This window comes from Streptosporangium sp. DT93 (assembly GCF_049844535.1).
In the GTDB taxonomy this organism is placed as follows: domain Bacteria; phylum Actinomycetota; class Actinomycetes; order Streptosporangiales; family Streptosporangiaceae; genus Streptosporangium.
The window spans coordinates 384,959-407,093 of record NZ_JBNCLF010000004.1; the positions used below are offsets into that span (position 1 = coordinate 384,959).

A 22,135-nucleotide genomic window follows, 5' to 3' on the forward strand; every position below is an offset into this window, starting at 1 on the left:
ACGACCGGTGCCCGCGGGTGCGCCGACGCGGCCCAGTGGATACTTTGCGTGCATGACCGATGACAGGAACGGCGAGGAAACGGGCCGCGGCGACTACGGAGCGTTGCTCGACGCCGTCAAACGCGAGATCGCGGGCAGCCGGGGGCGGGTGGCGCTGCTCACCACCGACGCGGAGCTGATCCGGCAGTACTGGCGGATCGGGCGTCACCTCCTCGACCGCCAGCCCGACGACGACTGGGGCAGGCAGGTGGCTCCCCGGCTCTCGGCCGACCTGCGCGTCGCGTTCCCCGAGGCCATGGGGTACTCGCGGACCAACCTGCTCTACATGAGGGCCTTCGCGGCGGCCTGGCCCGACGCTGTGCCGAGAACGGGACGGCCTATACCGTGGGGTCACCACATCGTCCTGCTGGACATGCTGGACACCCGGTCGACGAGAGAGTTCTACGCCCGCAGGACCGCCGAGGAGGGATGGGCCAGGGGGGTTCTCATCACGATGATCAAAGGCCGTCTGCACCTGCGCCTGGGGCGCTCCCCCCGGGGCGGCGGGCGGGGCGCGCCGTCGGCCGACTGCCGGTCCCTGCAGCGGGGGCCCTCCGAACCCCGGTCCCCGGGTCCCCTGGGTCCCTCGGGTCCCGAGGGGGAGATGCCCGGGCCCGGCAAGAGCGCCGGCGCCCACGCGCGGCGCGAGAACTCGAGACGCGGATGACGGGGACGCCCCAGGGACCCCTGGACGAGCCGGTCCGCAGGTTCACCGAGCTCCTCGGCGCGGGGTCGGTGATCACCGACCCGGTGCGGCTGCGCACCTACGAGTGCGACGGGCTGACCCACCACCGGGTCACGCCCGGCGTCGTGGTGCTGCCGGAAAGCGCCGAGCAGGTCGCCGCCGTGGTGCGGATCTGCAACGCGTACGGCCTGCCGTTCGTGGCCAGGGGTGCCGGGACCGGCCTGTCGGGCGGGGCGCTGCCCCGATCCGACGGGGTGCTGGTGGTGACCTCGAAGATGCGGCGGATCCTCTCGGTCGACCTGCCGAACCGGCGGGCCACGGTGGAGCCGGGGGTCACCAACCTGGCGATCACCGAGGCGGTCCGCGACCGGGGCCGCTACTACGCGCCCGACCCCTCCAGCCAGCAGGTCTGCACGATCGGCGGGAACGTGGCCGAGAACTCCGGCGGCGCGCACTGCCTGAAGTACGGCTTCACCGTCAACCACGTGATCGGCCTGGAGATCGTCACCCCCGACGGCGACCTCGTCGAGCTCTCCGAGGCCGATCCCGGCTACGACCTGCTGGGCGCGTTCGTCGGCTCGGAGGGCACCCTGGGCATCGCGACCAAGGTCGTCGTCCGGCTGAGCCGCCTGCCGGAGACCGTCACGACGCTGCTCGCGGCGTTCACCGACATCGAGGGGGGCGGGCGGGCGGTGTCGGCGATCATCGGCGGCGGCATCGTACCGGCCGCGATCGAGATGATGGACGCGCTCGCCGTCGAGGCGGCCGAGGCGGCCGTGGCGTGCGCCTATCCCGAGGGGGCCAGCGCGGTGCTCATCGTGGAGCTGGACGGCCCCGCCGAGGAGGTCGCGCACCAGTTCGCCGAGGTCGTACGGATCTGCCGGGACAGTGGCGCGTTCGAGCTGCGGGTGGCCGACGACCCGGCGGAGCGGGCCGCGATCTGGCGGGGCCGCAAGTCGGCGTTCGCGGCGGTGGGACGGATCAGCCCCGCCTACATCGTGCAGGACGGCGTCGTGCCCAGGACCGCGCTGCCCGGCGTGCTGGCCGGCATCGACGCCCTCTCGGCGGAGTACGGCATCCGGGTGGCGAACGTCTTCCACGCCGGGGACGGCAACCTGCACCCGCTGGTGCTCTTCGACGACGCCGAACCCGGCGCGGCCGAACGGGCGGAGGCCGTCTCGGGCAGGATCCTCGACCTGTGCATCGAGCACGGCGGCTCCATCACCGGCGAGCACGGCGTGGGCGTCGACAAGTCCCGCTACATGACGAGGATGTTCTCCGACGACGACCTCGACACCATGCAGCTGGTGCGCTGCGCCTTCGACCCTCGCGGCCTGTCGAACCCGGGCAAGATCTTCCCGACCCCCCGGCTCTGCGGCGAGGTGCCCGGGGTGCGCAAGGGCGTGCACCCGCTGGTCGAGTCCGGACGGGCGGAGCAGTTCTGATGGCATCACCACCGAGGACACCCGACGGGACACCGGGAACGCCCGCCGGAACGACGCGGGCGCCCGGGGCGCCCCAGACCCCGGAGACGTCCCGGACCCCGGAGACTCCGGGCACTCGACAGACCCCGGGCGCTCAGGGGACCCCGGCCGCTCAGGACGCCCTGGAGGCGCTGCGCGGGACGGGCGTGACGATCAGGAACGCCGGCCCCGGCGACACGGTGGGCGGCGTCCCGCCGCGCTGGGTGGCCCTGCCCGAGAGCACCGCCGAGGTCGCCGCCCTGATGCGCGTCTCGGCCGCGTGCGACCTGGCCGTGGTCTGCGCGGGCGAGGGCACCAGGCTCGGCCGGGGGGCTCCCCCCGAGCGGTGCGACCTGCTGCTCGACACCTGCTGCCTGCTGCTCGGCGACGGGTCCGGCGTCGAGCACTCCTTCGGGGACCTGGTGGCGCGCACCGGCGCGGGACTGTCGCTGGACGCCCTGGCCGCCGTGCTCTCGCGCGAGGGGCAGGAGCTGGCCCTGGACGGCGTACGGCGGGACGGCGTCGTCGGCGGGACGGTGGGCGGCACGCTGGCCACCGGGGACGCCGGCCCCCGCAGGTTCCGTCACGGCACCCCCCGGGACCTGCTGATCGGCGTCACCGTCGTGCTCGCCGACGGCACGGTCGCCGTCTCGGGCGGGAACGTCGTCAAGAACGTCGCCGGCTACGACCTGGGCAAGCTCTTCACCGGCTCGTACGGCACGCTCGGCGTCATCACCGAGGCCGTCTTCCGCCTGCACCCGCTCCCGGCGGACCGCCGCTGGGCCGGTGTCGCCCCGCCCGCCGCCGCGCTGCCCGCGCTGGTCGCCGAGCTCGCGTCCTCCCAGGCCGAGCCGAGCGCGATCGAGCTGGACTGGCCCGATCCGGCCGGCGGCGCGCCCACGGTGTGCGTGCTCCTGGAAGGGGTCGCCGCCGCCGCGCGGGCCGAGGCCGTGCGCGCGTCGATGGAGGCGTACGGGACGGCGTGGGTGTCCTCGGAGGCTCCGGCCTGGTGGGCGGAGTCGTCGGGCGAGGAGGTGCTCGCCGAGGTGCGGGTGCCGCCCGCCGCCGCCTACCCGGCGCTGCGCGCCGTCGCCGCCCGCGGGCTGCCGGTGAGCGTGCGCGGCTCGGTGGCCTCGGCGGTCCTGCGCCTCGCCCTGCCCCCGCAGGTGGGCGGGGTGGAGTTCGCCGGTTTCGTGACGGGCGTGCGCGACGACCTCGCGCTCCTGGGCGGCGGGCTCACCGTGCTCGCCGCGCCGCCGGAGCTCGCCCGGGGGGTCGACCTATGGGGCCCGTCGGGCGCGCTGCCGCTGATGCGCCGGGTCAAGGAACGGTTCGACCCCGGCCGGAGGATGTCCCCCGGCCGGTTCGTGGGAGGGATCTGATGGACCCGGAGCTCATCAACGACTGCGTGCACTGCGGGTTCTGCCTGCCCTCGTGCCCGACGTACGTCCTGTGGGGCGAGGAGATGGACTCCCCGCGCGGCCGGATCCACCTGATGAGGCAGCACGTGGAGGGCACGCCGCTGACGCCGGAGATGGCCGGGCACTTCGACGCGTGCCTGGGCTGCATGGCGTGCGTCCCGGCCTGCCCGTCGGGGGTGCGCTACGACCGGCTGATCGAGCAGACCCGGGCCGAGGTGGAGCGGACGCACGTGCGCGAGCCGGACGACCGGGCGCTGCGGGCGCTGGTCTTCCAGCTCTTCCCCTACCCCCGGCGGCTGCGGGCGATGCGGCTGCCGCTGCGGCTGAGCGCCGCGCTGCGCCGCGCCGCCGCCCCCCGGCTCAAGCGGATCAACCCGTCCCTGGCGGCGATGGCCGAGCTCGCCCCCTCCCCCGCCGCCCGGGTGCGGCTGCCGTCCAGGGTCACGGCGCGGGGGCGGCGCAGGGCCACGGTCGGCATGCTCACCGGGTGCGTGCAGGGGGAGTTCTTCCCGCAGGTCAACGCGGCCACCGCCCGGGTGCTCGCGATGGAGGGCTGCGACGTGGTGATCCCCCGCGGCCAGGGCTGCTGCGGGGCGCTGTCGCTGCACTCGGGCCAGGAGCGGCAGGCGCTGCGGCTGGCCAGGCGGACGATCGCCGCCTTCGAACGGGCCGGCGTCGACACGATCGTGGTCAACGCCGCCGGCTGCGGGTCGACGATGAAGGGCTACGCCGAGATCCTCGCGGAGGCGGCGGGTCCCGGCGGCGACGGGTGGGCCGGCCGGGCACGGGCGATCAGGACCGTCGACCTGGCCGAGTACCTGGCCGAGCTCGGGCCGGTGGCCGAGCGGCACCCGCTCCGGCTCACCGTGGCCTACCACGACGCCTGCCACCTGGCCCACGCGCAGGGGGTACGGTCCCAGCCGCGCGCGCTGCTGGCGGGCATCCCCGGCCTGGAGCTGCGGGAGATCTCCGAGTCGGCGATCTGCTGCGGATCGGCGGGGACGTACAACATCTTCCAGCCGGAGACCGCCGCCGAGCTGGGCGACCGCAAGGCCGGGCGGGTGCTGGAGACCGGCGCCGACCTGCTGGTGTCGGCCAACCCCGGCTGCACCATGCAGATCGCCGCGGCGATCGGCCGCCGGGGAGCCGCCCCCGTCCCGGCGGCGCACACCGCCCAGGTGCTCGACGCCTCCCTGCGCGGGCTCGCGGGGGTGCCGTGAGCGCGGTGCAGTCGGTCGACCGGGCCCTGGACGTGCTGGAGGCGCTGGCCGAGCAGGGCGGGGAGGCTGGCCTGTCGGAGATCGCGGCCAGGACCGGCCTGCCGTACGGGACGATCCACCGGTTGCTGCGCACGCTGCTGGCGCGGGGGTACGTGCGCCAGGAGTCCGACCGCCGCTACGCCCTGGGCGGCGCGCTGGTCCGGCTCGGCGGGGTGGCCGAGCGCATGGTCGCGGTGTGGGCGCAGCCCTACCTGGCGAAGCTGGTCGAGCTGTCGGGCGAGACGGCCAACCTGGCGGTGATGGAGGGCGACTTCGTGGTGTACGTCGCCCAGGTGTCCTCGCCCAGGAGGCTGCGGATGTTCGCCGAGGTCGGCAGGAGGGTGCTGCCGCACAGCACCGCGGTGGGCAAGGCGATGATGGCCGACCGGCCCGACGCCGAGGTGGCGTCGCTGGTCGGGCGGACCGGCATGCCGAGAAGGACCGCCAACACCATCACCGACCTGCCGGGGATGCTCGCCGAGCTGGAGCGGGTCCGGCACCGGGGGTACGCGACGGACCTGGGCGAGGAGGAGATCGGCGTGCGCTGCCTGGCGGTCGGCGTACGCGACGGGTCGCGGACGGTCGCCGCGCTGTCGGTGTCGGGCCCGGCCGAGCGGATCTCCGCGCTCGACCTGGAGGGCCTGGCCGGGGACATGCGCGCGATGGCGCGCGAGTTCGGCGCGGGCCTCGGCCCCGCCGTCACCGACGCCACCGGCCCTTCCACCACCGGCGCCACCCCCGCCGTCACCGCCTCCACCCCCGCCGTCACCGCATCCCCCGCCACCGCCACCGCATCCCCCGCCGGCGCCTTCCCTGGCACCGCCCTCCCCGACGGCGACGGGACCGGCTGACGCGTCTCCGGCCGGCCTGAACGGCGGCCGGCCGGGACGCGACGCCGCGGGGTCAGCGTCCCTGAGGCGGGGTGATGTTGAGGTTGCTGCCCTGCGGCACCGGAACCACGCTGACCTGCCCCTTCTGGATCGCCTGCCAGAGCACGGCCCCCTGCGGGCCGAGGACCTTGACCAGGTCCTTGATCGACTCGATCTCGGTGCGGACCTTGGCGTTGCGCTGGGTCTGCGCGACGTTCTCCGCCTTGGCCGCCTGCTCCGAGGCCAGGGCGTCGACCAGCGTGTCCGGCGGCTCGGGCTTCTGGATGGTCAGGGAGATGTCCCCGCACTGCCCGCTGCCCGCGTAGTTCTGGTTGCAGAAGTAGTCGCCGCCGGACGTCTCCTTGATGAACGCCCGGGCGAGCTCGCCCACCCGCGTCTCCCAGGCCTGCTTCACCTTGGGGTCGTTGAACAGGCCGCGCCACTCGAACTCCTGCGAGGCGGCGTCCATGGCCCGGTCCAGCGGCACCCGCAGGTAGATGTTGAGCATCCGCCGCCAGCCCCTGGACTCCCCGTCGTCGTAGTAGGCGCCGAACTTCAGGCCGATTTTCTCGTGGAAGGTCTGCAGCGTCCTGCAGTCGGTGTTCAGCGTGAACGTCGCCACCCCGGAGACCGTCATCTCGACGTTGTCGCGGGAGACCACCGACAGCGGCTTGGACTCGGCGTCCTCGGCCCCGGAGAAGTCGAAGGTCCGCTGGCCGAACGGGTAGGAGAAGCCCCGGTCGCCGGGACCGAGCAGCGTGGCGCCGCTGGAGGGGTTGATGCACCTCTCGAACTCGATGGCCTCGAACGTGCCTCCGGCGTAGTGCAGGACGACCTCGTCGGGCTGGGTGCTCACCCGGGAGCACGCGCTGAGCATGAATCCGGAGACCACCAGCAGGACGACCACGAGGATCGCCCCCTTCAGCAGCGGCCGCCGGTTGGCACCGGCCTTCTGAGCGCTCATCGACTCTCCCTTTACACCCGTTTTAGGAGTGGAAGCCTAGTGTTGCGATGCCATGACCGGCGCCACCACGCCGGTTACCGGTGGCTTACAGGCGCGTCCGGGCACACTCCCGTCATGGCACCGTCCGATTTCCTTCCGGCGAGACGCCTGCGTCGTGGGCACGCGCTGCTCCTGCCCGCCCCCGTCGCACCCGTGAGACTCCTGGGGACGGTCCGGCCGCACAGCCCCGAGGCCGTACGGCAGGGCAGGAGCGTCCGGATCGGCGGCGCGGTCCGGCTGCGCGGGGACGCGGGGACGGTCAGGCGCGGACGCGGTGGGCGGGGGAGCCGTCGGCCGCGCAGTACACCTCGACCTTGACCTCGCGCTCCTCCGACTCGAACTCGACGTAGGCCCGGCTCGCGGGGCCGCGTTCGACGTCGTCGGCCTGGAATCCCTGGGCGGGGCTCCACGACCGGAGCGTGACCAGGGCGTTCTGGCACCGGGCGATGACCCGCCCGCCCGCGGTGTCGATCACACCGCTCTTGCCGGCGGACGCGGCGGGCCCGGTGGGCCCGGCGGACGCGCTGGGGGCCTGGGTGACGGTCACCGTGACGGTCGGCGCGGGAGTGACCTCCGGGCCGGGGGCCGCGGAGGCGGACGGGACCCCCGGGGTGGCCCGCGACGGGGCTCCGGGGGTGAGGGCGGGGGCCGGAGAGGCGCCGGGCCTGGACGAGGCCAGGACGAGGGCCTCGTCGACCTCGGCGGCCGAGAGCGGCCGCAGGCCGGTGTCCGTCAACGGCTCGCCGAGCCGGTCGATCACGGCCACCCCCGCTCCGATGGCGAGGAGGCCGGTGACCAGCCAGCCGGTCACGGCCAGAAGGAAACGCCTGCGCATGCGCCCAGCCTGCCACCTCCGGCGCTAAGACGGGGTTAAGGAGTCGCTAACCGGCTTCCGGCTCGGCCCGGAAGGGGACTAACGTGGCGGCAAATGTCGAACGTGCTGCTCATCGAGGACGACGCCGCGATCCGTACCTCTCTCACCCGGGGCCTGCGTGATCGCGGTCATGCCGTGTCGTCCGCCTCGGCCGCCCTCGACGGCCTGCGGCTGGCCGTCGAGGAACGCCCCGACCTGGTCGTGCTCGACCTCGGCCTGCCCGACCTGGACGGGGCGGACCTGCTGCGGATGCTCCGCGCGGTGAGCCGGGTCCCGGTGATCGTGGCGACCGCGCGGGACGGCGACACCGAGATGGTCAGGCTGCTGGACGCGGGCGCGGACGACTACGTGGTCAAGCCGTTCAGCGCCGCCCAGCTCGACGCCCGCATCCGGGCGGTGCTCCGGCGGACCGCGGGCGAGGACCGGGCCGACGGCTCGGTCACCGTCGGGGGGCTGCGGATCGACCCGCGCTCCCGGGTGGCGACGCTGGAGGGGACGACGCTCGACCTCAGCCCCCGGGAGTTCGACCTGCTGTACTACCTGGCCGCCCGCCCCGGCGAGGTCGTCACCAAGCGGGAGCTGCTGACCCACGTCTGGCAGATCCCCTACGGGGGCGCCGACAAGACGGTGGACGTCCACCTGTCGTGGCTGCGCCGCAAGCTGGGCGAGACCTCCCAGGAGCCGCGCTACCTGCACACCGTCAGGGGGGTCGGCGTGCGGCTGGCCGCTCCGGCATGAGGCGCTGGCTGACCCTGCTGGTCGCGGCGACCACCTCCCTGGTGCTGATCGCGCTGCTGGTCCCGCTGGCGCTCCTGGTCCGCACGGTGGCGGCGGGCGCCGCGGTCGGCGAGGCCGAGAGCGAGGCCCAGTCGGTCGCGGTGGCGGTCGGCGCGGTGGACGCCGAGACCCTGGGGCTCACCGTCGAGCAGGCCGAGCACCCGGTCACCGTCTTCCTGCCCGGCGGTCAGGTGGTCGGCGTGCCCGCTCCGCGCTCCGCCGCCGTGGAGCTGGCCTCGCTGGGCCGCAGCGTCACCGCCGCCGCGCCGGGCGGGCGGGAGATCCTGGTCGCGGTCCAGGGCGTCGCGTCCGGCGGCACCGCGGTGGTCCGCGTCTTCCTGGACGACGACCGGCTGACCAGGGGGGTGTTCCAGGTCTGGGCCGGGCTCGCCGCGCTCGGCCTGGCGCTGGTCGTGCTGGGCGTCCTGGTCGGCGACCGGCTGGCCCGCGCGGTGATCAGGCCGATCACCGCGCTCGCGGGGGTGTCGCACCGGCTGGCCTCCGGCGACCTGTCGGCCAGGACCGTGCCCGAGGGCCCGGCCGAGGTGCGGGCGGTCGGGGTCGCCCTCAACCACCTGGCGGAGCGGATCACCGGCCTGCTGGCCGAGGAGCGGGAGGGCGTCGCCGACCTGTCGCACCGGCTGCGGACGCCGCTGACCGGGCTGAGGCTGGAGGCCGAGTCGCTGGCCGACCCGGAGGAGTCGTCCAGGATCGAGACGCGGGTGGACGCCCTGGAGCGTGCCGTGACCTCGATCATCAACGAGGCGAGGCGGCGGGCGCGCGGCCGGGCCGAGTGCGACGCGGCGGCGGTGACCGGCGCCAGGGTCGCGTTCTGGTCGGTGCTGGCCGAGGACCAGTCGCGGCACTTCACCCTCGACCTCGCGCCCGGCCCGCTGTCGGTCGGGGTCGCCGAGGACGATCTGGCCGCCTGCGTGGACGCGCTGCTCGGCAACGTCTTCGCGCACACCCCGGAGGGGGTGTCGTTCTCCGTACGGCTGGAGACGGCCCGGGGCGGCGCGCTGCTGGCCGTCTCCGACGCCGGTCCCGGCTTCGCCACGTCCGATCCGTCGAGGCGCGGTGAGAGCGGGGCCGACTCGACCGGGCTCGGCCTGGACATCGCCCGCCGCACGGCCGAGTCGGCGGGCGGCTCGCTCTCGCTGGGGACCTCCGGGCGGGGCGGTGCGGAGGTGGTGCTGTTCCTGCCGGCCGGGAACACCGGGGAGCGGACGACCGGCCCGGCTCCCGCAGAACGGCCCGCCGGTCCGGGTCCCGGGCAGGGACCGGCCGGTCCGGATCCCGGGGAACAGCCCGCTCCCGGGCGGTGACGGTCAGCCCGGGTCCTGGGGAAGGGCCTGCCGGTCCGGGTCCTGCGGGAGGAGGTTCATCACCATGATCACGCCGTGTGGCTCCTGGTCGTCGGCGTGCAGCGGGGAGAGCTCCACCCCGATCCTGGCGGGCCGACCCCTGCGGTTCACGCCGTCCACGACGACGGTCTCGCGGTGGCCGTTGCCCGATGCGGCCCCCTCCTGCATCGTTGTCTGCATCCGGGAGAGGATCTCCTCGAAGGGCAGGCCGATGTCCAGGGCGGCCAGCCGGCAGCCGATCGCCTCGTCGGCGCGCAGGCCCCACAGCTCCTCGGCCCCCGGGCTCCAGACCAGCACCCGCAGCTCGGTGTCGACCACGGCCACGGCGTCACCGAGGCTGCGCACCACCGAGGAGACCAGGACGGTGGCCCGCCTGAGCTCGTCGCTGCGCGCGTTCAAGGTGTCGTTGATCTGCTGGAGCTCGTCGTTGGTCGACTGCAGCTCCTCGTTCATCGTCTCCAGTTCCTCGTTGGTGGACTGGAGCTCCTCGTTCGTGGTCTCCAGTTCCTCGTTGGTGGACTGCAGCTCCTCGTTGGTCGTCTCCAGCTCCTCGTTGGTGGACTGCAGCTCCTCGTAGGCGTGCTCCAGCTCCCGGTTCGTCTGCTCCAGCCGGTCGCGGAGCTGGCGGTAGCGCGTCACGTCGTGGAAGTTGACCCCCACGCCCACCAGCTCGCCGCCCGGATCCGTCAGGGGGACGACGGCGATGTCGAAGAAGCTGGTCTCGGGCGCGTTCGGCCGGTGCCAGGCCACGTCCTGCAGCTCGGCGACGCGCAGGTCCACCTCCACCTGCTCGATCACCGAACGGAGCTCGACCGGCCGGTAGGACACCTCCAGATCCTGGAACGGCCGGCCGATGTCGCGGGCGTTGAGGTTGAACAGCAGCTCGGCGCGCGTGTTCGCCAGCGCGAGGTTGCGGGAGCGGTCCAGCGCGATCTGCGCGACCGGGCCGCTGGCCAGCGCCGCCGCCTGCAGCGCCGTGTGCCGTACGTACGGGCGGGCCGGTGCGGCGCCCGCGCCGGAGGCCCAGGTGGTGCGGTCGGCGGCCGGCGGGGCGCCGATCTTCTTGAACAGCCTCATCCTGAGGTTGACCGGCTCGAACCTGTCGCCGTGGTTGAGCAGCATCTCGGCCTTGCCCAGGAACAGGTAGCCGGGGTCGGCGAGCGCGAAGTGGAAGCGGCGGACGATGCTGAGCTGGGTCTCGCCGTTGAAGTACATCAGCGTGTTGCGGGCCAGCAGCAGGTCGACGCGGGAGATCGGCGCGTCGCGCGTGAGGTCGTTGCGCCCGAAGATGAGCTGGCGGCGCAGGTCACGCCGGAACGCGTACCCGATCTCCCCGGCCTCGAAGTAGGTGTCGCGCATCCCGTCCGGCAGCTCGGCGAGCTGGCGCTCTGAGTAGACGGCCGTGCGTGCCGTCTGCAGGGCCTTCTGGTCCAGGTCGGTGGCGTAGATCTTCACCCGCTCGCGGAACTCGTCGACGCCGAGCTCCTCGGCCAGCACCATGGCGAGGGTGTAGGCCTCCTCGCCGGTGGCGCAGCCCGCACTCCACACCCGGATCCCCGCGCCGGGTCCCTTGCTCGCCAGCAGGGAGGGGATCACGCTCTCCCGCAGCGTCTGCCAGGCCGCCGGATCGCGGAAGAAGGCGGTGACGTTGATCAGCAGGCTGTCGAAGAGCAGGTTGAACTCCTCGGGCTCCAGCTCCAAATAATCACGATATTCACCGTAATTGTGTAATTTGAGAGCCTCCAATCGCCTGCTGATACGGCGCATGAGGGTGGTGCGCTTATACCCCGTGAAGTCGAAGCCGCGCGTTTCCTTCAGCATGAGGAGCAGATCGTCGAATTCACGTTCGTCATCGGGCATCACGATGTCAGCCTAGGCCCGTCATGGGCCGCTGTGTGAAACAAGGTCGTCACCGGCACCATCGATGCTGTTCTGGAGCATCCGCATGGTCTCCAGCGCCCGCCCGGTCTCCTCGGCGTCCCGCCGCAGCCGCCGTGACGAGTGGTTCCTGCCCCCCGACTCGGCGCGTTTGACCATGCGGTCGAGCAGCCGCAACCGCTCCTCCAGTCGCAGGATCACCGTCCACAGGGCTCGTTCCACGGCCTCGGCCTGGCCCGACGCCAGGCCCTTCGGGGTCCAGGCATGGCCCACCCGGCACCCGTAGTACGTCTCGGGCCCGGCCACCGTCTCGTACACCGGGCCCCCGCACTCGGGGCAGCTCAGCGCGGTGAGCTGCCCCTCGTGCGTCCCGCTGTCGGCGGTGAGCAGGTAGCGGGCGATCTCCCTCTCGACGGCCGCGTCCCTGACGGGCCCCTCCGCGACGGGGGTGCGGCTCTGCCGCACGAGCCATCCTGCGATCTTCTTCACGGAGAGGCTCTCCGCGCTCTCCGTCGCGGCCAGGGCCGCCCTGGGCATCCCGTCGAACGCGCTCTCCAGCGGGTCCTGGACGACGACCACGCCCCCGTGGCGCTCCACGACCGAGCTCCCCCTGGCGCCGTCGTCGAGCGTGCCGCTCAGCACGACGGCGGCCGCGCGGGAGCCTCCCTCCAGCGCCGCGCTGAGGAACAGGGGGTCGGCGGCCGGGCGGTGCCCGTTGTACCGCGGCCCGCGCACCAGCCTGACGGTCCCGTCCCGGACCAGCATGTGCCGGTCGGGAGGCGCCACGTGGACGTGGCCGTGGCGCAGGCGCTCCCCGTCCCGGGCCGGGGCGGCGGGCAGAGGCCCGGCCCGGTCGAGGATACCGGCGAGGGCGCTCTCGCCACGGGCGGGCAGGTGGAGCACGACCAGGACAACGGCGGCGAGATCCCCGGGGAGTTCCGCGACCAGGGAGCGCAGCGCCTCCACACCCCCCGCCGACGCGGCGACGACGACCAGGTCACGTCCGTTTGAATTTGCCACGTTCGGCCTCTATCCAGTCTGGGGCGATTCATACTGGGGTTCAGAGAATTCTCGGCGGAGCCTTTAAAACCCCCACGAAGGGTATGGCCACTGTATGGACATGTCGGTCTATGTCGTTCACCGCTATGCCGACACGGCTCTGGTAGCCGTGCTGGGTGAGATGGACGCCTTCAACTACCGGCTCCTGGAGTCCGTGTTGGAGTCCCTGATGCGGGAGGGAATGCGGCACATCCTGCTGGACGCCAGCGAGCTGCTCTTCTGCGACGTCAGCGGGGCCCGGGGGCTGGAACGGGCGCATCAGGGTCTCCGCGCGACCGGAGGGGAACTGCTCGTCGTCCCCTCCCCGAGCGTCATGCGCCTGTTCACCGTGCTCTGGGGGGCGCAGGAGCCCGAGCATCCGAGCCTGGTGGCCGCCTTCGACCTGGAGGAGTCCTTCGAGGCCCCGTCGCTTCCCAGACGGCATGTCTTGAGCCTGCGCCGTGTCGGCGCCGGGCGCCGTCCGCGGAAGGGCTCCGTCCCGGCCGCCGACTCCGTCCCGGTGGAGGCGTCCGGCGCCCGGACCGGCCCCCCGATCCCGGACGTCCCTCCCGCCCCGGCCGCCGGGGTCGTCCAGGAGGGCATCGCGCCCGCGCGGAGCGCCCCGGCGTCCGCGGGTGGGGTCGCGAGGCCTCCGGGCTCCGGGCGCGCACCGCATCCCACGCTGGAGAGGTCGGCGCGGTTGAGGCGGGAGGCGGCGGCGCGCCTGGAGCTGCTGCAGCACCAGACCGGGGCGACCCGCATGAAACTAGCCCAGATGCACAGCCTCCGACAGACCATGCACGCCGGGCTGAACATCCATGTCGCGGTACGCGACGCGGTGCGAACGGCATGCGAAGATCATGTCCGGCAGATCAGCGAGGACCAGGCGTACCTTCTCACCGCCCCGTCCACGACCGGAACCCCGAGGGGGAAGAGAACGGAGACGGGAACGGCGATCGAACCGGCGGGGACGGAAGCCGGTACGGGGACCGCCCCCCGCTGAGCCGGCCCCCGCCGGAGCACGGCACGCGGCCCCGGCCCGGGTTACCGAGGGCTGGAACGGAAAGCATGATTCCATGGCAAACAACGCCGGATCCCGCGACAACCCCGACCCCGACCTTCCGGACGAACCCTCGGACAGGTCTTCCGGTGGGCCGTCCGGCGGACCGCCGGGCCGGGAGGGCGCCCAGGACGAGCCGCGCGAGCGGGACGGGCGAGGCCAGCGGGCCCGCGAGCGCATCGAGCGGGCCTCCGAGCGACGCGAGCAGGCCGCCCGGCGCCGGTACGAGCTCGCCGCCGGTGATTCCGCACCGGCGTCCGGCACCGAACGGCTGGCCCACGCCGACGCCCGGTTGGAACAGGCACGCGCGCGGGCCCAGGAGGCCGGACAGCGCGCGGTGACCGGATACCGGTCCGCCGCGCGAGCGCACCGCGAGGCGTCCGCAGGTCACGAACGGGCCGCGGAGGTGGGGAGCGGTGACGCGGAGGACCACCGGCTCCGGGCGCTCGAACACCGCCGTCAGGCAGCCGCCGACGAACACCGGGCGACCATGGCCGAGCAGACCGGCCCGCTCGCGCACCCCCCCCACGACCCCGGGCTCCCCGGGGAGCCCGGACCCATGACCGAGCAGACCGGCACGGCCGTACGCCCCGGGGACTCCGAGGACGGGGACGGTCGAGGGCGGGTCACCTCATGACACGCCGACCGCGTCAGGTGTTCCGGACGCCGCTGGACGCGGCGGGAACGCCGGATGCCCGGGCGGGCCGGGAGCCCGGTGGTCTCCCGTGACGGCCGGTCAGCAGGACGTGAGCACGCCCTCCATGGCGTCCTTCTCCCCGGACGTCACCCAGAGGTCGTACTTGACCTTCACCCGGATCTGGCGTTCCACATAGGGGCATCGATAGGCCCGGCGCGGCGGCAACCAGGTGGCCGCGTCCCCGGCGCCCTTCTGGCCGTTCAGCGGACCGTCCACGGCCAGCAGGTTCAACGGGTCGTTGGCCAGCTCCCTGCGCTTGGACGCGCTCCACTCCTGGGCGCCCTTCTGCCACGCGTCGGCGAGCGCGATCACATGGTCGATCTGCACCGCCATGCTGCTTCTGGTCCCGCGTTCGAACTTTATGGTCTTGCCGCTGTAGGGGTCCTCCAGGACGCCGGACTGCACGACGCAGCCGTCCTCGCCCTTCTTGAAGACCTCTTCCTTCAGGTCGCGGATGAGAATGTCGTTCCGGGTGTCGCAGCCGTTCTTGTCGACGTCCGACCACGCCGGGCCGAACTTGTCGCGGTCGAACCCGGTCATCGGGGCGCGGCCCTTGACCTCCAGCTTCCTCAGGTCCTTGAGGGTCGCGGACGCGGACTGTCCCTCGCCGGAGCCCGACCTCTCCTCGGTCCCACCGGCCATCGGGCCGCAGCCCGCGATCACGAACCCGGCCGTCGCGACGGCCACACCCCGTACCAGCGCAGCCCGCACCATGCCACCTCTCACCCGAGCTCACCACCCTTGAGGTGGCAAATTATCCCAGATCCCGGCCTTTAAGCGTAAAAGCGTCATGCTCTCGTCGAGAGGAGGGAAAAACCCCGCTCCACCCCGGGGGACTTCTTTCCCCGATATCAATGTGACCTGGCCTGATGTCATCGAAGACATGGAGCCGGGAACACCCGTGGAAGGAATTTTCACGAAGCGTCGCCGCCGACCCGTCACGGCGAAGACACCCCGGTGCCGGGAAACACTCACGGAAGACGAGCGGGCGAACACGCGGATGGCCGGTGCGGGTGAGATCTCGCCGTCGGCGAGGATGGCCACGGGCGGCCACGGGCGGCCGGCGCAGGACCCCGGCCCGGGACAGGCGCCGCGTCAGGTGATCAGGATGCCGCCGTCGACCGGGATCACCGCGCCGGTGACGTACGAGGCGGCGTCCGAGGCGAGGAAGATCGCGGTGGCGACGAGCTCGGCCGGGTCCCCGGCGCGCTTCATCAGCACCCGATGCTCCAGCTGCCAGGCCATGTACTCCTCGGCGTACTGTTCGGTCATCTCCGAGGCGAAGAACCCCGGCTCGACGCAGTTGACCCGGATGCCCCTGCGGCCCGTCCACTGCTGGGCGAGGTCGCGGGTGAGGCCGACGACCCCCGCCTTGGAGGCGCTGTAGGCGGCCTGCGGCAGCCCCGCGGTCGTCTCCCCCAGCACGCTGCCGACGTTGACGATCGAGGAGCCGGGCCTCATGACCCTGGCACAGGCCTGCGCCATCCAGTAGGTGCCGTGCAGGTTGATCTCCACCACCTGGCGGAACTGCTCGGGGGTCTCCTTGAGCGCCGGGACCGCCGTACCGACACCGGCGTTGTTGATCAGGATGTCCACCGCGCCCAGCTCGGAGACGGCCGCGGCGACCAGGGCCTGGCAGTCCTCCGGGACGGTCACGTCGGTGACGACGGCCAGGCACCGCCTGCCGGTCTCCTCGACCAGGGCGCGGGTCTCCTCCAGGCGATCCTTGCGGCGCGCGCCGATCACGATGTCCGCGCCCGCCTCGGCCAGACCCCGCGCGAACGCGACGCCGAGCCCCGAGGAGGCGCCGGTGACGATCGCGACCTTGCCGTCCAGACGGAACCGCTCCAGCATCCGTTCCTCCCTCACCGACCCAATGTGCCGAATGAGATTCTAGAGGCTTGCGGCGACCCGCCCGTGAGGGCGTCCCTCACGGGCGGGCCGGACGCGGAGCAGAACCGGCGTGGCGGGGACGGGTACGCGAGCGTCTACAGCCCGTACTCCTTGGTGATCCGCTCGTGCCGCTCCACCTCGACGTCGACGGTCCTGGCCAGGTCGAGCCAGGCCAGCGGGTGCACCCAGCGCTCGGTAGCGTCGTCCAGCAGCGCGTCGACCTCGACCGGGCTGGTGTCCGGCGGGACCGCGATCCAGCCGAACACGCCGGGCAGCCGCTCGCCCGAGGTCGGGTGGCCGACGGTGTAGTCGTCGTCGCTGTAGACCCACATCGGCCAGCCGCGCTCGGCCAGGACCTCGTTGAACTCCGTCCAGTCGTCCTGGCTGGGGGCGGCGCCGTCGAAGAACCAGCTCGTGTAGCCGCCGGGGCGGAGCATGCTGACCGCGGCGAAGGGCGGGACGAAGTTCTCCTGCTCCTCGGGGGTCTCCGGGACCGGCTCCAGCAGCTGCGGCTCGAACACGACCAGGTCCCCGGCGTTGTACTCCATCCCGGGAGGCTGGGGGATGGCCAGGCGCGCGGTCGCGGGACCGGTGCGCACGCTCAGCACCTGACGCTGGCTCCCGTCGGGGGCGGGAAGGATGATGCGCACCAGGCCCATCTCCTCCTCGATCGGCCCCTCGGTCGACTGGATCGGTATGCCGATCTTGGCGGCGCCCAGGCGCACGGTCTCCCAGTCCTCGGCCGCCGAGGCCATGACGACCATCCGCCAGACGTCCTGCTGCTCGATCTCCTCGGAGTCGACGAGGTCGCGCAGGATGCCCGCGCCCTTGGCGTTGTCACCGAGCTGCTGCACGGCCGCGGACCACAGGCGGGCCGCCTCGATGCCCGCACCCGCGCCGGCCGCCGCCTCGCCCTCGGCGGCGGCCTGCTCCCAGCGCTCCCGCGCGGTGTGCAGGCGGCCCAGGGCCATGTGGCGCTGCGCGGCGGGCAGCCGCTCGGCCATCTGCTCCAGGCGCTCGTCCTGGCGGGCCTCGATCAGCAGGCTGCTGAGGTACGCCGAGTCCTGCGGGTCGGCGTTCTCGATGTCACCGGACTCGACCAGCATGGACCAGTAGATGTCGGCGCCCCTGGAGGGGTAGCCGAGGAAGCCCAGCGTGGTGGTGTGGCGCCGGGTCGCCTCGAGGTCCCGGCCCGACAGCGGGGTCAGCCAGCCCACCCAGCGCTCCGGGTCGGCGTTGAAGCCGTCCGCGGCGTCGAAGTAGCCGACCAGCTCCGGCTCCGGCCCCGGGGCCGGGAGCGGGGTGGCCTCGTCGGCGGCGGTGCGCAGCGCGGCGATCCGCTCGGGCACGTCACCGGGGCTCTTGAGCTCCCCGGCCGCCGAGTCGGCCAGGTCGGCCAGGAGCCGGGCCTGCCAGATGCCCTGGCGGGCGACGGCCAGCTCACCGGCGATGAGCGCCAGCTCGACCCTGGCCCGGTAGCCGCCCATCATGGCGAAGTAGTCGATCCACTGCTTGAGCACCCGGCCGAGCTGCCAGGTGTTGGTGATCTGCGCCGATCCGGCCAGCAGGCGGATGGCGTGCGTCCACTCGACCCAGACCCGGGGGTGGTCGCCGACCACGTCGAGGTCGGGCAGCGCGTCGACCGCCTCCTGCACCCGGCCGAGGGTGGCGAGCACGAGCGCGCGCAGTACGCCCTCGCGGTGGGCCTTGGCCACCGGGTCGTCGGGCTTGAACCCGGCCGCGGCGTCGAGCGCGGTGAGCGCGTCCTCGGCGCGGCCCGCGGCGAGCAGCGCCCGGGCCGAGGCCGCTCCCAGCTCCCAGCTCGCCTCGCGCCCCGCGCCGCCCAGCGTCTCCACGGAGGTCTCGGCGTGCAGGACGGCCTCCTGGACGCGGCCCGCGTCGATCAGTGCCGCCACGTGGTGCTCGGCCACGGCGGAGAAGGCCGGGGAGGCGGGCTCGACGTCCAGTGCCGTGAGCGCGGCCAGCCGCTCGTCGGCGTACCCCGGCCCGTCGGTGTTCGCCCGCGCGACGGCCAGCGCCACGACGGCGCCGGGGGTCGCCGGGCACTCCCGGACGTCCTCGCGCCCGGTGAACTCGACGAGCGTCTCGGCGTCGGCGAGGGCGACCGCCCCCTGCGCGCGGTCGCCGACGCGGCCGATCAGGTGCCAGTAGCGGGCGTAGAACTCCAGCCAGGGCAGTTGCAGGTTCTCCGCCTGCTGCGCGATCGCGGGCGCGAGCACGTCGAGCTGCGCGTACCGGCCCTCCAGAGCCTGCGCGGGAACATCTCCGATCGCCATGGCCAGACCGGTGTTACCTGCTTCGTGCAGTTGCCGCTGGGTGTCGCCGACCCAGGCCCAGATGTCCACGTCCATGGGACGTCAGTCTGCCAGGTCGGGGGGGATGCCCCAAACGACATGTCCTCCGGGTGGCCCTCCGGGGGCCGGTCCGGGTCCCGGCGGAGCCACGCCGCACCCCCGCCGGAGTCCTGCCGGAACCCGGCCGGAGCCCCGCCGAAGTCACGTCGGAGTCCCGCCGCAGCCCCACGGCGGCCCCGCCGGGCCGGGAGCGTGGCCCCGGCGGCACGGCCCGCGCGCGGCCTCCGCGCGCGGCCCGCGACGGCGTCCGGCGGCGGGAGCTGTCCACATCCGGTCACGCCCCACGGCCGCGTCCCGAGCCGGGGAGGGCCCGGGGTCAGAGGGTGAGCTCGCCGGACGCGACCAGGACGGCGGGCCCTGCCAGGTAGCTCGTGTCCTCGTCGAGGATGACGGTGACGGTGCCGCCCGGCACCTCGACCGCCCAGGTGCCGGTGCTCTCGCCCGCCAGCCGCGCCGCCGCCACGGCCGAGGCGACCGCGCCGGTCCCGCAGGAGCGCGTCTCCCCCGATCCGCGTTCGAAGACCCGCATGACGACCCGGCGCGGGCCGACCGGGTTGAGAAGCTCGACGTTGACCCCGGAGGGGAACACCTCGGGGTCGAACGCGGGCGCTCCGCTCAGGTCGAGCTGCGCCACCGGGTCGCCGATGACGCAGGCCAGATGGGGGTTGCCCATGTCGACGTGCAGCCCCTCGTACCCCCGGCCCGCCACGGTCGCCCGGCTCGTCCCCAGCACCCGGGGCGGGCCCATGTCCACGGTCACGTCACCGGTCTCCGCCAGCCGTACGCGCCGGACCCCGCCCCGGGTGGCGACGGCGAACTCCCCCGGCGCGGCCAGCCCGGCGTCGACGAGGTAGCGGGCGAAGACCCGCGTCCCGTTGCCGCACATCTCGGCCTTGCCGCCGTCGGCGTTGCGGTAGTCCATGAACCACTCGGCCTCACCCGCGTGGGCGGACACCTCGGGGCTGAGCTTCGTCCGCGTCACGCGCAGCACGCCGTCCGCGCCGATCCCGGCGCGACGGTCGCACACCGCCGCCACGAACGCGGCGGACAGCTCCAGCTCACCGTCCGGATCCGGGAGGATGACGAAGTCGTTCTCGGTGCCGTGCCCCTTCACGAATCGCATACCCGGATTCTATCGGGACCTTTCCGGCGACCCGGCGACCCGGCGAGGCGTCCCGGCGGCCCTTCCCCGCGCGGCCGTCCGGGTCAGCCGCGGATCGCGGCGAGCGCGCGTCCCAGGAGGCCGGGATCGCGCTGCGGCAGCCAGACCACCCGGGGATCGCGGCGGAACCACGACTCCTGGCGGCGGACGAACCTGCGCGTCGCCCGGATCGTCTCCTGCCGGGCCTCCTCCTCGGTGCACTCACCGCCGAGAAAGCGCAGCACCTGCGCGTAGCCCAGGGCCCGGCTGGCCGTACGCCCTCCGGCGAGCCCGCGGGCGGCGAGTTCCCTGACCTCCGCCACCAGCCCGTCCCGCCACATGCGCTCGACCCGCGCCTCGACACGGGCGTCCAGCACGTCCCTGGGCACCTCCACCCCGAGCTGGACGTTGTCGTAGAAGGCGTCGTACGACGGCATCGTGGCCGAGAACGGCCGTCCGGAGATCTCGATGACCTCCAGGGCGCGGACGATCCTGCGGCCGTTGCTCGGCAGGATCGTCCCGGCGGCCTCGGGGTCGCGCTCGCGGAGCCGCTCGTACAGCGGCGCGGGACCGGCCAGGGCCAGCTCGGCCTCCAGGCGGGCACGGACCCCGGGGTCGGTGCCGGGGAACTCCAGGACGTCCAGGGCGGCCCGCACGTACAGCCCGGAGCCGCCCACCAGGACCGGCACCGTCCCGGCCGCCCTCAGATCGTCGATCAGCGGCCGGACCAGCGCCTGGTACTCGGCCACGCTGGCCGTCCTGGTCACCTCCCAGACGTCCAGCAGGTGGTGGGGCACGCCGCGGCGCTCGGCCACGGAGAGCTTCGCCGTCCCGATGTCCATCCCCCGGTAGAGCTGCATGGAGTCGGTGTTGATCACCTCGCCTCCCAGTTCGAGGGCGAGGTCCACGGCCAGGTCGGACTTACCGGCCGCGGTCGGGCCGACGACGGCGATGACGGGTAGCTGAGGCACAGGGCAAGTGTGCCAACTCGCCGGGAGTACGCGGGAGTCGAGGCGCTCGCGCCCCCCGGGGCGCCTGTCGCCCGTCATCGGACGGCGTCCCGGATGTCATAGGCGTCGTCGGGTGTGGTGGGAGCCGGTGCCGGAGGCGGTCGGCCCTCGGGTCAGTCCCAGTCGAGCGTCGGCTGGAGGTATCCCTCCAGGGTGAGCAGCCGCCGCTTCGACTCCACGCCGTCGCCGCCGCTGAACCCGCCCAGCCCGTTGCCCGCGACCACCCGGTGGCACGGCACGATGACGGGGATCGGGTTGGCTCCCATGATCGACCCGATGGCCCGCGCCGGGACACCCGTCCCGCTGCGGGTGGCCAGCTCGCCGTAGGTCACCGCGCGGCCGTAGGGAACGGTCTCGTACAGGACACCCAGCACCCTGCGCTGCACCGGTGAGGTCAGCCGCCAGTCCAGCGGGACCTCGAAGACCCGCAGCCCTCCGGCGTAGTAGTCGGCCAGCTCGCCCAGGACGGCCGTGGTCCTGCCGGGGTCGTCCGTCTCCTCCAGCCTCAGCCGGTCCTGCAGGCGGGCCTTGATCCGCGCCGGATCACCCCAGCCGGTGCCCGCCACCCCGTCCTCGGTCACGGCGACGACCATGTCTCCCAGCGGCGTGGGAATGCTCCCGAACGCCACGGTTCCCGCCATCACTCTCGTGTCCCTCCGCGAGTCCGGCGCACCCGCCCCGGGCCGCGCCTGCCGTCACCGTAGCCGCGAGGGACGACATTTTCCCGGTTTCCCCGGCTTCCCCGGCTTCTCCGGCTTCCCCGGGCTTTTCGACCTTCGGGGTCTCCCCTTCGTGCTCTCCCCGGCGAACGGCGAGAACCGGGCGCCCTTGGCGCGGCGCAGCGTGTGCGCACGGATCATCGGGACGTACCGGGGAGGAGGGATGGGAGGGGATGGGCGCGACTGACGCGCCCATCCCCGGCCGTATCACGCCGTCGCCGGAGAACGTGCCCGCGCATCCGACCGGCCTCCACCGTGCTCGACGGCGGCGACCGGGGGACCACCGAATCCTGCTCTCCCCTGTCGTCGTCACCGCGCTGGGACGGATGACGACGCTGCAGCAGGTTTCGGCTTCCGGTAAGGGAACTTTCAGGATGGAATGCCAAGGCCGCCCCATCCGTCTCGGGCCGGGTGCTTTCACGGTCGGCCGGTCGCCCATTTCCAACGGGGCGCAATGCCGGCCATTCTCCGCCGAACGCCTCTCCCGGTCGTGCGGTACGGTGTGGCGACAAGAATCCTGATCGGCCGGTCCCCCGTCAAGGTGGGACGCGCGTATCGGGACGGCGGGAT

General features: G+C 73.4%; 19 protein-coding genes. 9 read left to right on the forward strand and 10 right to left on the reverse strand.

Annotated features, from left to right (window positions below; translation table 11 throughout):
- Positions 1–52 precede the first annotated feature (52 nt).
- Genes ACLQ2R_RS12140 through ACLQ2R_RS12160 form a run of 5 tightly spaced genes read left to right on the forward strand, consistent with a single transcriptional unit; the run spans position 53 to position 5,718 of the window.
- Positions 53–706, forward strand: a complete 654-nt coding sequence (locus ACLQ2R_RS12140) for a DUF1016 N-terminal domain-containing protein (protein ID WP_425959532.1) — start codon at positions 53–55, stop codon at positions 704–706.
- The gene (locus ACLQ2R_RS12145; protein WP_425959533.1) at positions 703–2,169 is read left to right on the forward strand and encodes an FAD-linked oxidase C-terminal domain-containing protein; all 1,467 of its coding nucleotides are present in this window, start codon (positions 703–705) and stop codon (positions 2,167–2,169) included. The genes ACLQ2R_RS12140 and ACLQ2R_RS12145 overlap by 4 nt, the downstream gene beginning before the upstream one ends.
- Positions 2,169–3,569 carry an FAD-binding oxidoreductase gene (locus tag ACLQ2R_RS12150; protein WP_425959535.1) on the forward strand — a complete coding sequence of 467 codons (1,401 nt, stop codon included), beginning with the start codon at positions 2,169–2,171 and terminating at the stop codon, positions 3,567–3,569. Before ACLQ2R_RS12145 ends, ACLQ2R_RS12150 begins: the two co-directional genes overlap by 1 nt.
- Positions 3,569–4,828: a (Fe-S)-binding protein gene (locus ACLQ2R_RS12155; RefSeq protein WP_425959536.1), complete on the forward strand. Its 1,260-nt coding sequence runs from the start codon at positions 3,569–3,571 to the stop codon at positions 4,826–4,828. The genes ACLQ2R_RS12150 and ACLQ2R_RS12155 overlap by 1 nt, the downstream gene beginning before the upstream one ends.
- Positions 4,825–5,718, forward strand: a complete 894-nt coding sequence (locus ACLQ2R_RS12160; RefSeq protein WP_425959537.1) for an IclR family transcriptional regulator — start codon at positions 4,825–4,827, stop codon at positions 5,716–5,718. Before ACLQ2R_RS12155 ends, ACLQ2R_RS12160 begins: the two co-directional genes overlap by 4 nt.
- A gap of 52 nt (positions 5,719–5,770) precedes the next feature.
- Here ACLQ2R_RS12160 and ACLQ2R_RS12165 read toward each other — a convergent pair whose 3' ends face one another.
- Together ACLQ2R_RS12165 and ACLQ2R_RS12170 are read right to left on the reverse strand one after the other, a co-directional pair.
- Positions 5,771–6,700, reverse strand: coding sequence for an SPFH domain-containing protein (locus ACLQ2R_RS12165; protein ID WP_425959538.1), 930 nt, complete (start codon positions 6,698–6,700; stop codon positions 5,771–5,773).
- 298 nt (positions 6,701–6,998) lie between these two features.
- A complete protein-coding gene (locus ACLQ2R_RS12170) occupies positions 6,999–7,574 on the reverse strand; it encodes a hypothetical protein (protein WP_425959539.1) in 576 nt (191 codons plus the stop codon).
- Positions 7,575–7,667: 93 nt separating this feature from the next.
- Here ACLQ2R_RS12170 and ACLQ2R_RS12175 point away from each other — a divergent pair, with 93 nt between their 5' ends.
- Both ACLQ2R_RS12175 and ACLQ2R_RS12180 read left to right on the forward strand, forming a co-directional pair.
- On the forward strand, positions 7,668–8,351 hold the full coding sequence (locus ACLQ2R_RS12175) for a response regulator transcription factor (RefSeq protein WP_425959540.1): 684 nt from the start codon (positions 7,668–7,670) through the stop codon (positions 8,349–8,351).
- Positions 8,348–9,715, forward strand: coding sequence for a sensor histidine kinase (locus ACLQ2R_RS12180; protein WP_425959542.1), 1,368 nt, complete (start codon positions 8,348–8,350; stop codon positions 9,713–9,715). The genes ACLQ2R_RS12175 and ACLQ2R_RS12180 overlap by 4 nt, the downstream gene beginning before the upstream one ends.
- A gap of 3 nt (positions 9,716–9,718) precedes the next feature.
- Here ACLQ2R_RS12180 and ACLQ2R_RS12185 read toward each other — a convergent pair whose 3' ends face one another.
- Complete coding sequence (locus ACLQ2R_RS12185; RefSeq protein WP_425959680.1) at positions 9,719–11,614, reverse strand: CheR family methyltransferase; 1,896 nt, start codon at positions 11,612–11,614, stop codon at positions 9,719–9,721.
- A 21-nt stretch (positions 11,615–11,635) separates the two neighbouring features.
- On the reverse strand, positions 11,636–12,652 hold the full coding sequence (locus ACLQ2R_RS12190) for a chemotaxis protein CheB (protein WP_425959543.1): 1,017 nt from the start codon (positions 12,650–12,652) through the stop codon (positions 11,636–11,638).
- A 100-nt stretch (positions 12,653–12,752) separates the two neighbouring features.
- Between ACLQ2R_RS12190 and ACLQ2R_RS12195 the strand changes: the two genes are divergently transcribed.
- Positions 12,753–13,673 (forward strand): STAS domain-containing protein, encoded by a 921-nt coding sequence (locus ACLQ2R_RS12195; protein ID WP_425959544.1) that lies wholly within the window; start codon positions 12,753–12,755, stop codon positions 13,671–13,673.
- A 73-nt stretch (positions 13,674–13,746) separates the two neighbouring features.
- Positions 13,747–14,367, forward strand: a complete 621-nt coding sequence (locus tag ACLQ2R_RS12200) for a hypothetical protein (protein WP_425959545.1) — start codon at positions 13,747–13,749, stop codon at positions 14,365–14,367.
- Positions 14,368–14,466: 99 nt separating this feature from the next.
- On the opposite strand, the gene ACLQ2R_RS12205 is transcribed toward ACLQ2R_RS12200, so the two are convergent.
- From ACLQ2R_RS12205 to ACLQ2R_RS12230, 6 genes are all read right to left on the reverse strand, one after another.
- Complete coding sequence (locus tag ACLQ2R_RS12205) at positions 14,467–15,141, reverse strand: HNH endonuclease family protein (RefSeq protein ID WP_425959546.1); 675 nt, start codon at positions 15,139–15,141, stop codon at positions 14,467–14,469.
- Positions 15,142–15,522: 381 nt separating this feature from the next.
- Complete coding sequence (locus ACLQ2R_RS12210; protein ID WP_425959547.1) at positions 15,523–16,296, reverse strand: SDR family NAD(P)-dependent oxidoreductase; 774 nt, start codon at positions 16,294–16,296, stop codon at positions 15,523–15,525.
- Positions 16,297–16,415: 119 nt separating this feature from the next.
- Entirely contained in the window at positions 16,416–18,692 is a 2,277-nt protein-coding gene (locus ACLQ2R_RS12215; RefSeq protein ID WP_425959548.1) for a tetratricopeptide repeat protein, read from the reverse strand.
- A gap of 319 nt (positions 18,693–19,011) precedes the next feature.
- Positions 19,012–19,818 (reverse strand): diaminopimelate epimerase, encoded by an 807-nt coding sequence (gene dapF / locus ACLQ2R_RS12220; RefSeq protein WP_425959550.1) that lies wholly within the window; start codon positions 19,816–19,818, stop codon positions 19,012–19,014.
- Between the two features lie 83 nt (positions 19,819–19,901).
- The gene (miaA, locus tag ACLQ2R_RS12225; protein WP_425959551.1) at positions 19,902–20,807 is read right to left on the reverse strand and encodes a tRNA (adenosine(37)-N6)-dimethylallyltransferase MiaA; all 906 of its coding nucleotides are present in this window, start codon (positions 20,805–20,807) and stop codon (positions 19,902–19,904) included.
- Positions 20,808–20,959: 152 nt separating this feature from the next.
- Complete coding sequence (locus ACLQ2R_RS12230; protein WP_425959552.1) at positions 20,960–21,487, reverse strand: methylated-DNA--[protein]-cysteine S-methyltransferase; 528 nt, start codon at positions 21,485–21,487, stop codon at positions 20,960–20,962.
- Positions 21,488–22,135: the final 648 nt, after the last annotated feature.

Excerpts from the sequence above, each read along its gene's own strand:
- ACLQ2R_RS12230 (WP_425959552.1), bottom strand. The coding sequence starts at position 21,487 with ATGGCGGGAACCGTGGCGTTCGGGAGCATTCCCACGCCGCTGGGAGAC.
- ACLQ2R_RS12145 (WP_425959533.1), top strand. The coding sequence starts at position 703 with ATGACGGGGACGCCCCAGGGACCCCTGGACGAGCCGGTCCGCAGGTTC.
- ACLQ2R_RS12155 (WP_425959536.1), top strand. The coding sequence starts at position 3,569 with ATGGACCCGGAGCTCATCAACGACTGCGTGCACTGCGGGTTCTGCCTG.
- ACLQ2R_RS12215 (WP_425959548.1), bottom strand. The coding sequence starts at position 18,692 with ATGGACGTGGACATCTGGGCCTGGGTCGGCGACACCCAGCGGCAACTG.
- ACLQ2R_RS12165 (WP_425959538.1), bottom strand. The coding sequence starts at position 6,700 with ATGAGCGCTCAGAAGGCCGGTGCCAACCGGCGGCCGCTGCTGAAGGGG.
- ACLQ2R_RS12185 (WP_425959680.1), bottom strand. The coding sequence starts at position 11,614 with ATGCCCGATGACGAACGTGAATTCGACGATCTGCTCCTCATGCTGAAG.
- ACLQ2R_RS12180 (WP_425959542.1), top strand. The coding sequence starts at position 8,348 with ATGAGGCGCTGGCTGACCCTGCTGGTCGCGGCGACCACCTCCCTGGTG.
- dapF (WP_425959550.1), bottom strand. The coding sequence starts at position 19,818 with ATGCGATTCGTGAAGGGGCACGGCACCGAGAACGACTTCGTCATCCTC.
- ACLQ2R_RS12175 (WP_425959540.1), top strand. The coding sequence starts at position 7,668 with ATGTCGAACGTGCTGCTCATCGAGGACGACGCCGCGATCCGTACCTCT.
- ACLQ2R_RS12200 (WP_425959545.1), top strand. The coding sequence starts at position 13,747 with ATGGCAAACAACGCCGGATCCCGCGACAACCCCGACCCCGACCTTCCG.
- ACLQ2R_RS12195 (WP_425959544.1), top strand. The coding sequence starts at position 12,753 with ATGTCGGTCTATGTCGTTCACCGCTATGCCGACACGGCTCTGGTAGCC.
- ACLQ2R_RS12170 (WP_425959539.1), bottom strand. The coding sequence starts at position 7,574 with ATGCGCAGGCGTTTCCTTCTGGCCGTGACCGGCTGGCTGGTCACCGGC.
- ACLQ2R_RS12150 (WP_425959535.1), top strand. The coding sequence starts at position 2,169 with ATGGCATCACCACCGAGGACACCCGACGGGACACCGGGAACGCCCGCC.
- ACLQ2R_RS12140 (WP_425959532.1), top strand. The coding sequence starts at position 53 with ATGACCGATGACAGGAACGGCGAGGAAACGGGCCGCGGCGACTACGGA.
- ACLQ2R_RS12205 (WP_425959546.1), bottom strand. The coding sequence starts at position 15,141 with ATGGTGCGGGCTGCGCTGGTACGGGGTGTGGCCGTCGCGACGGCCGGG.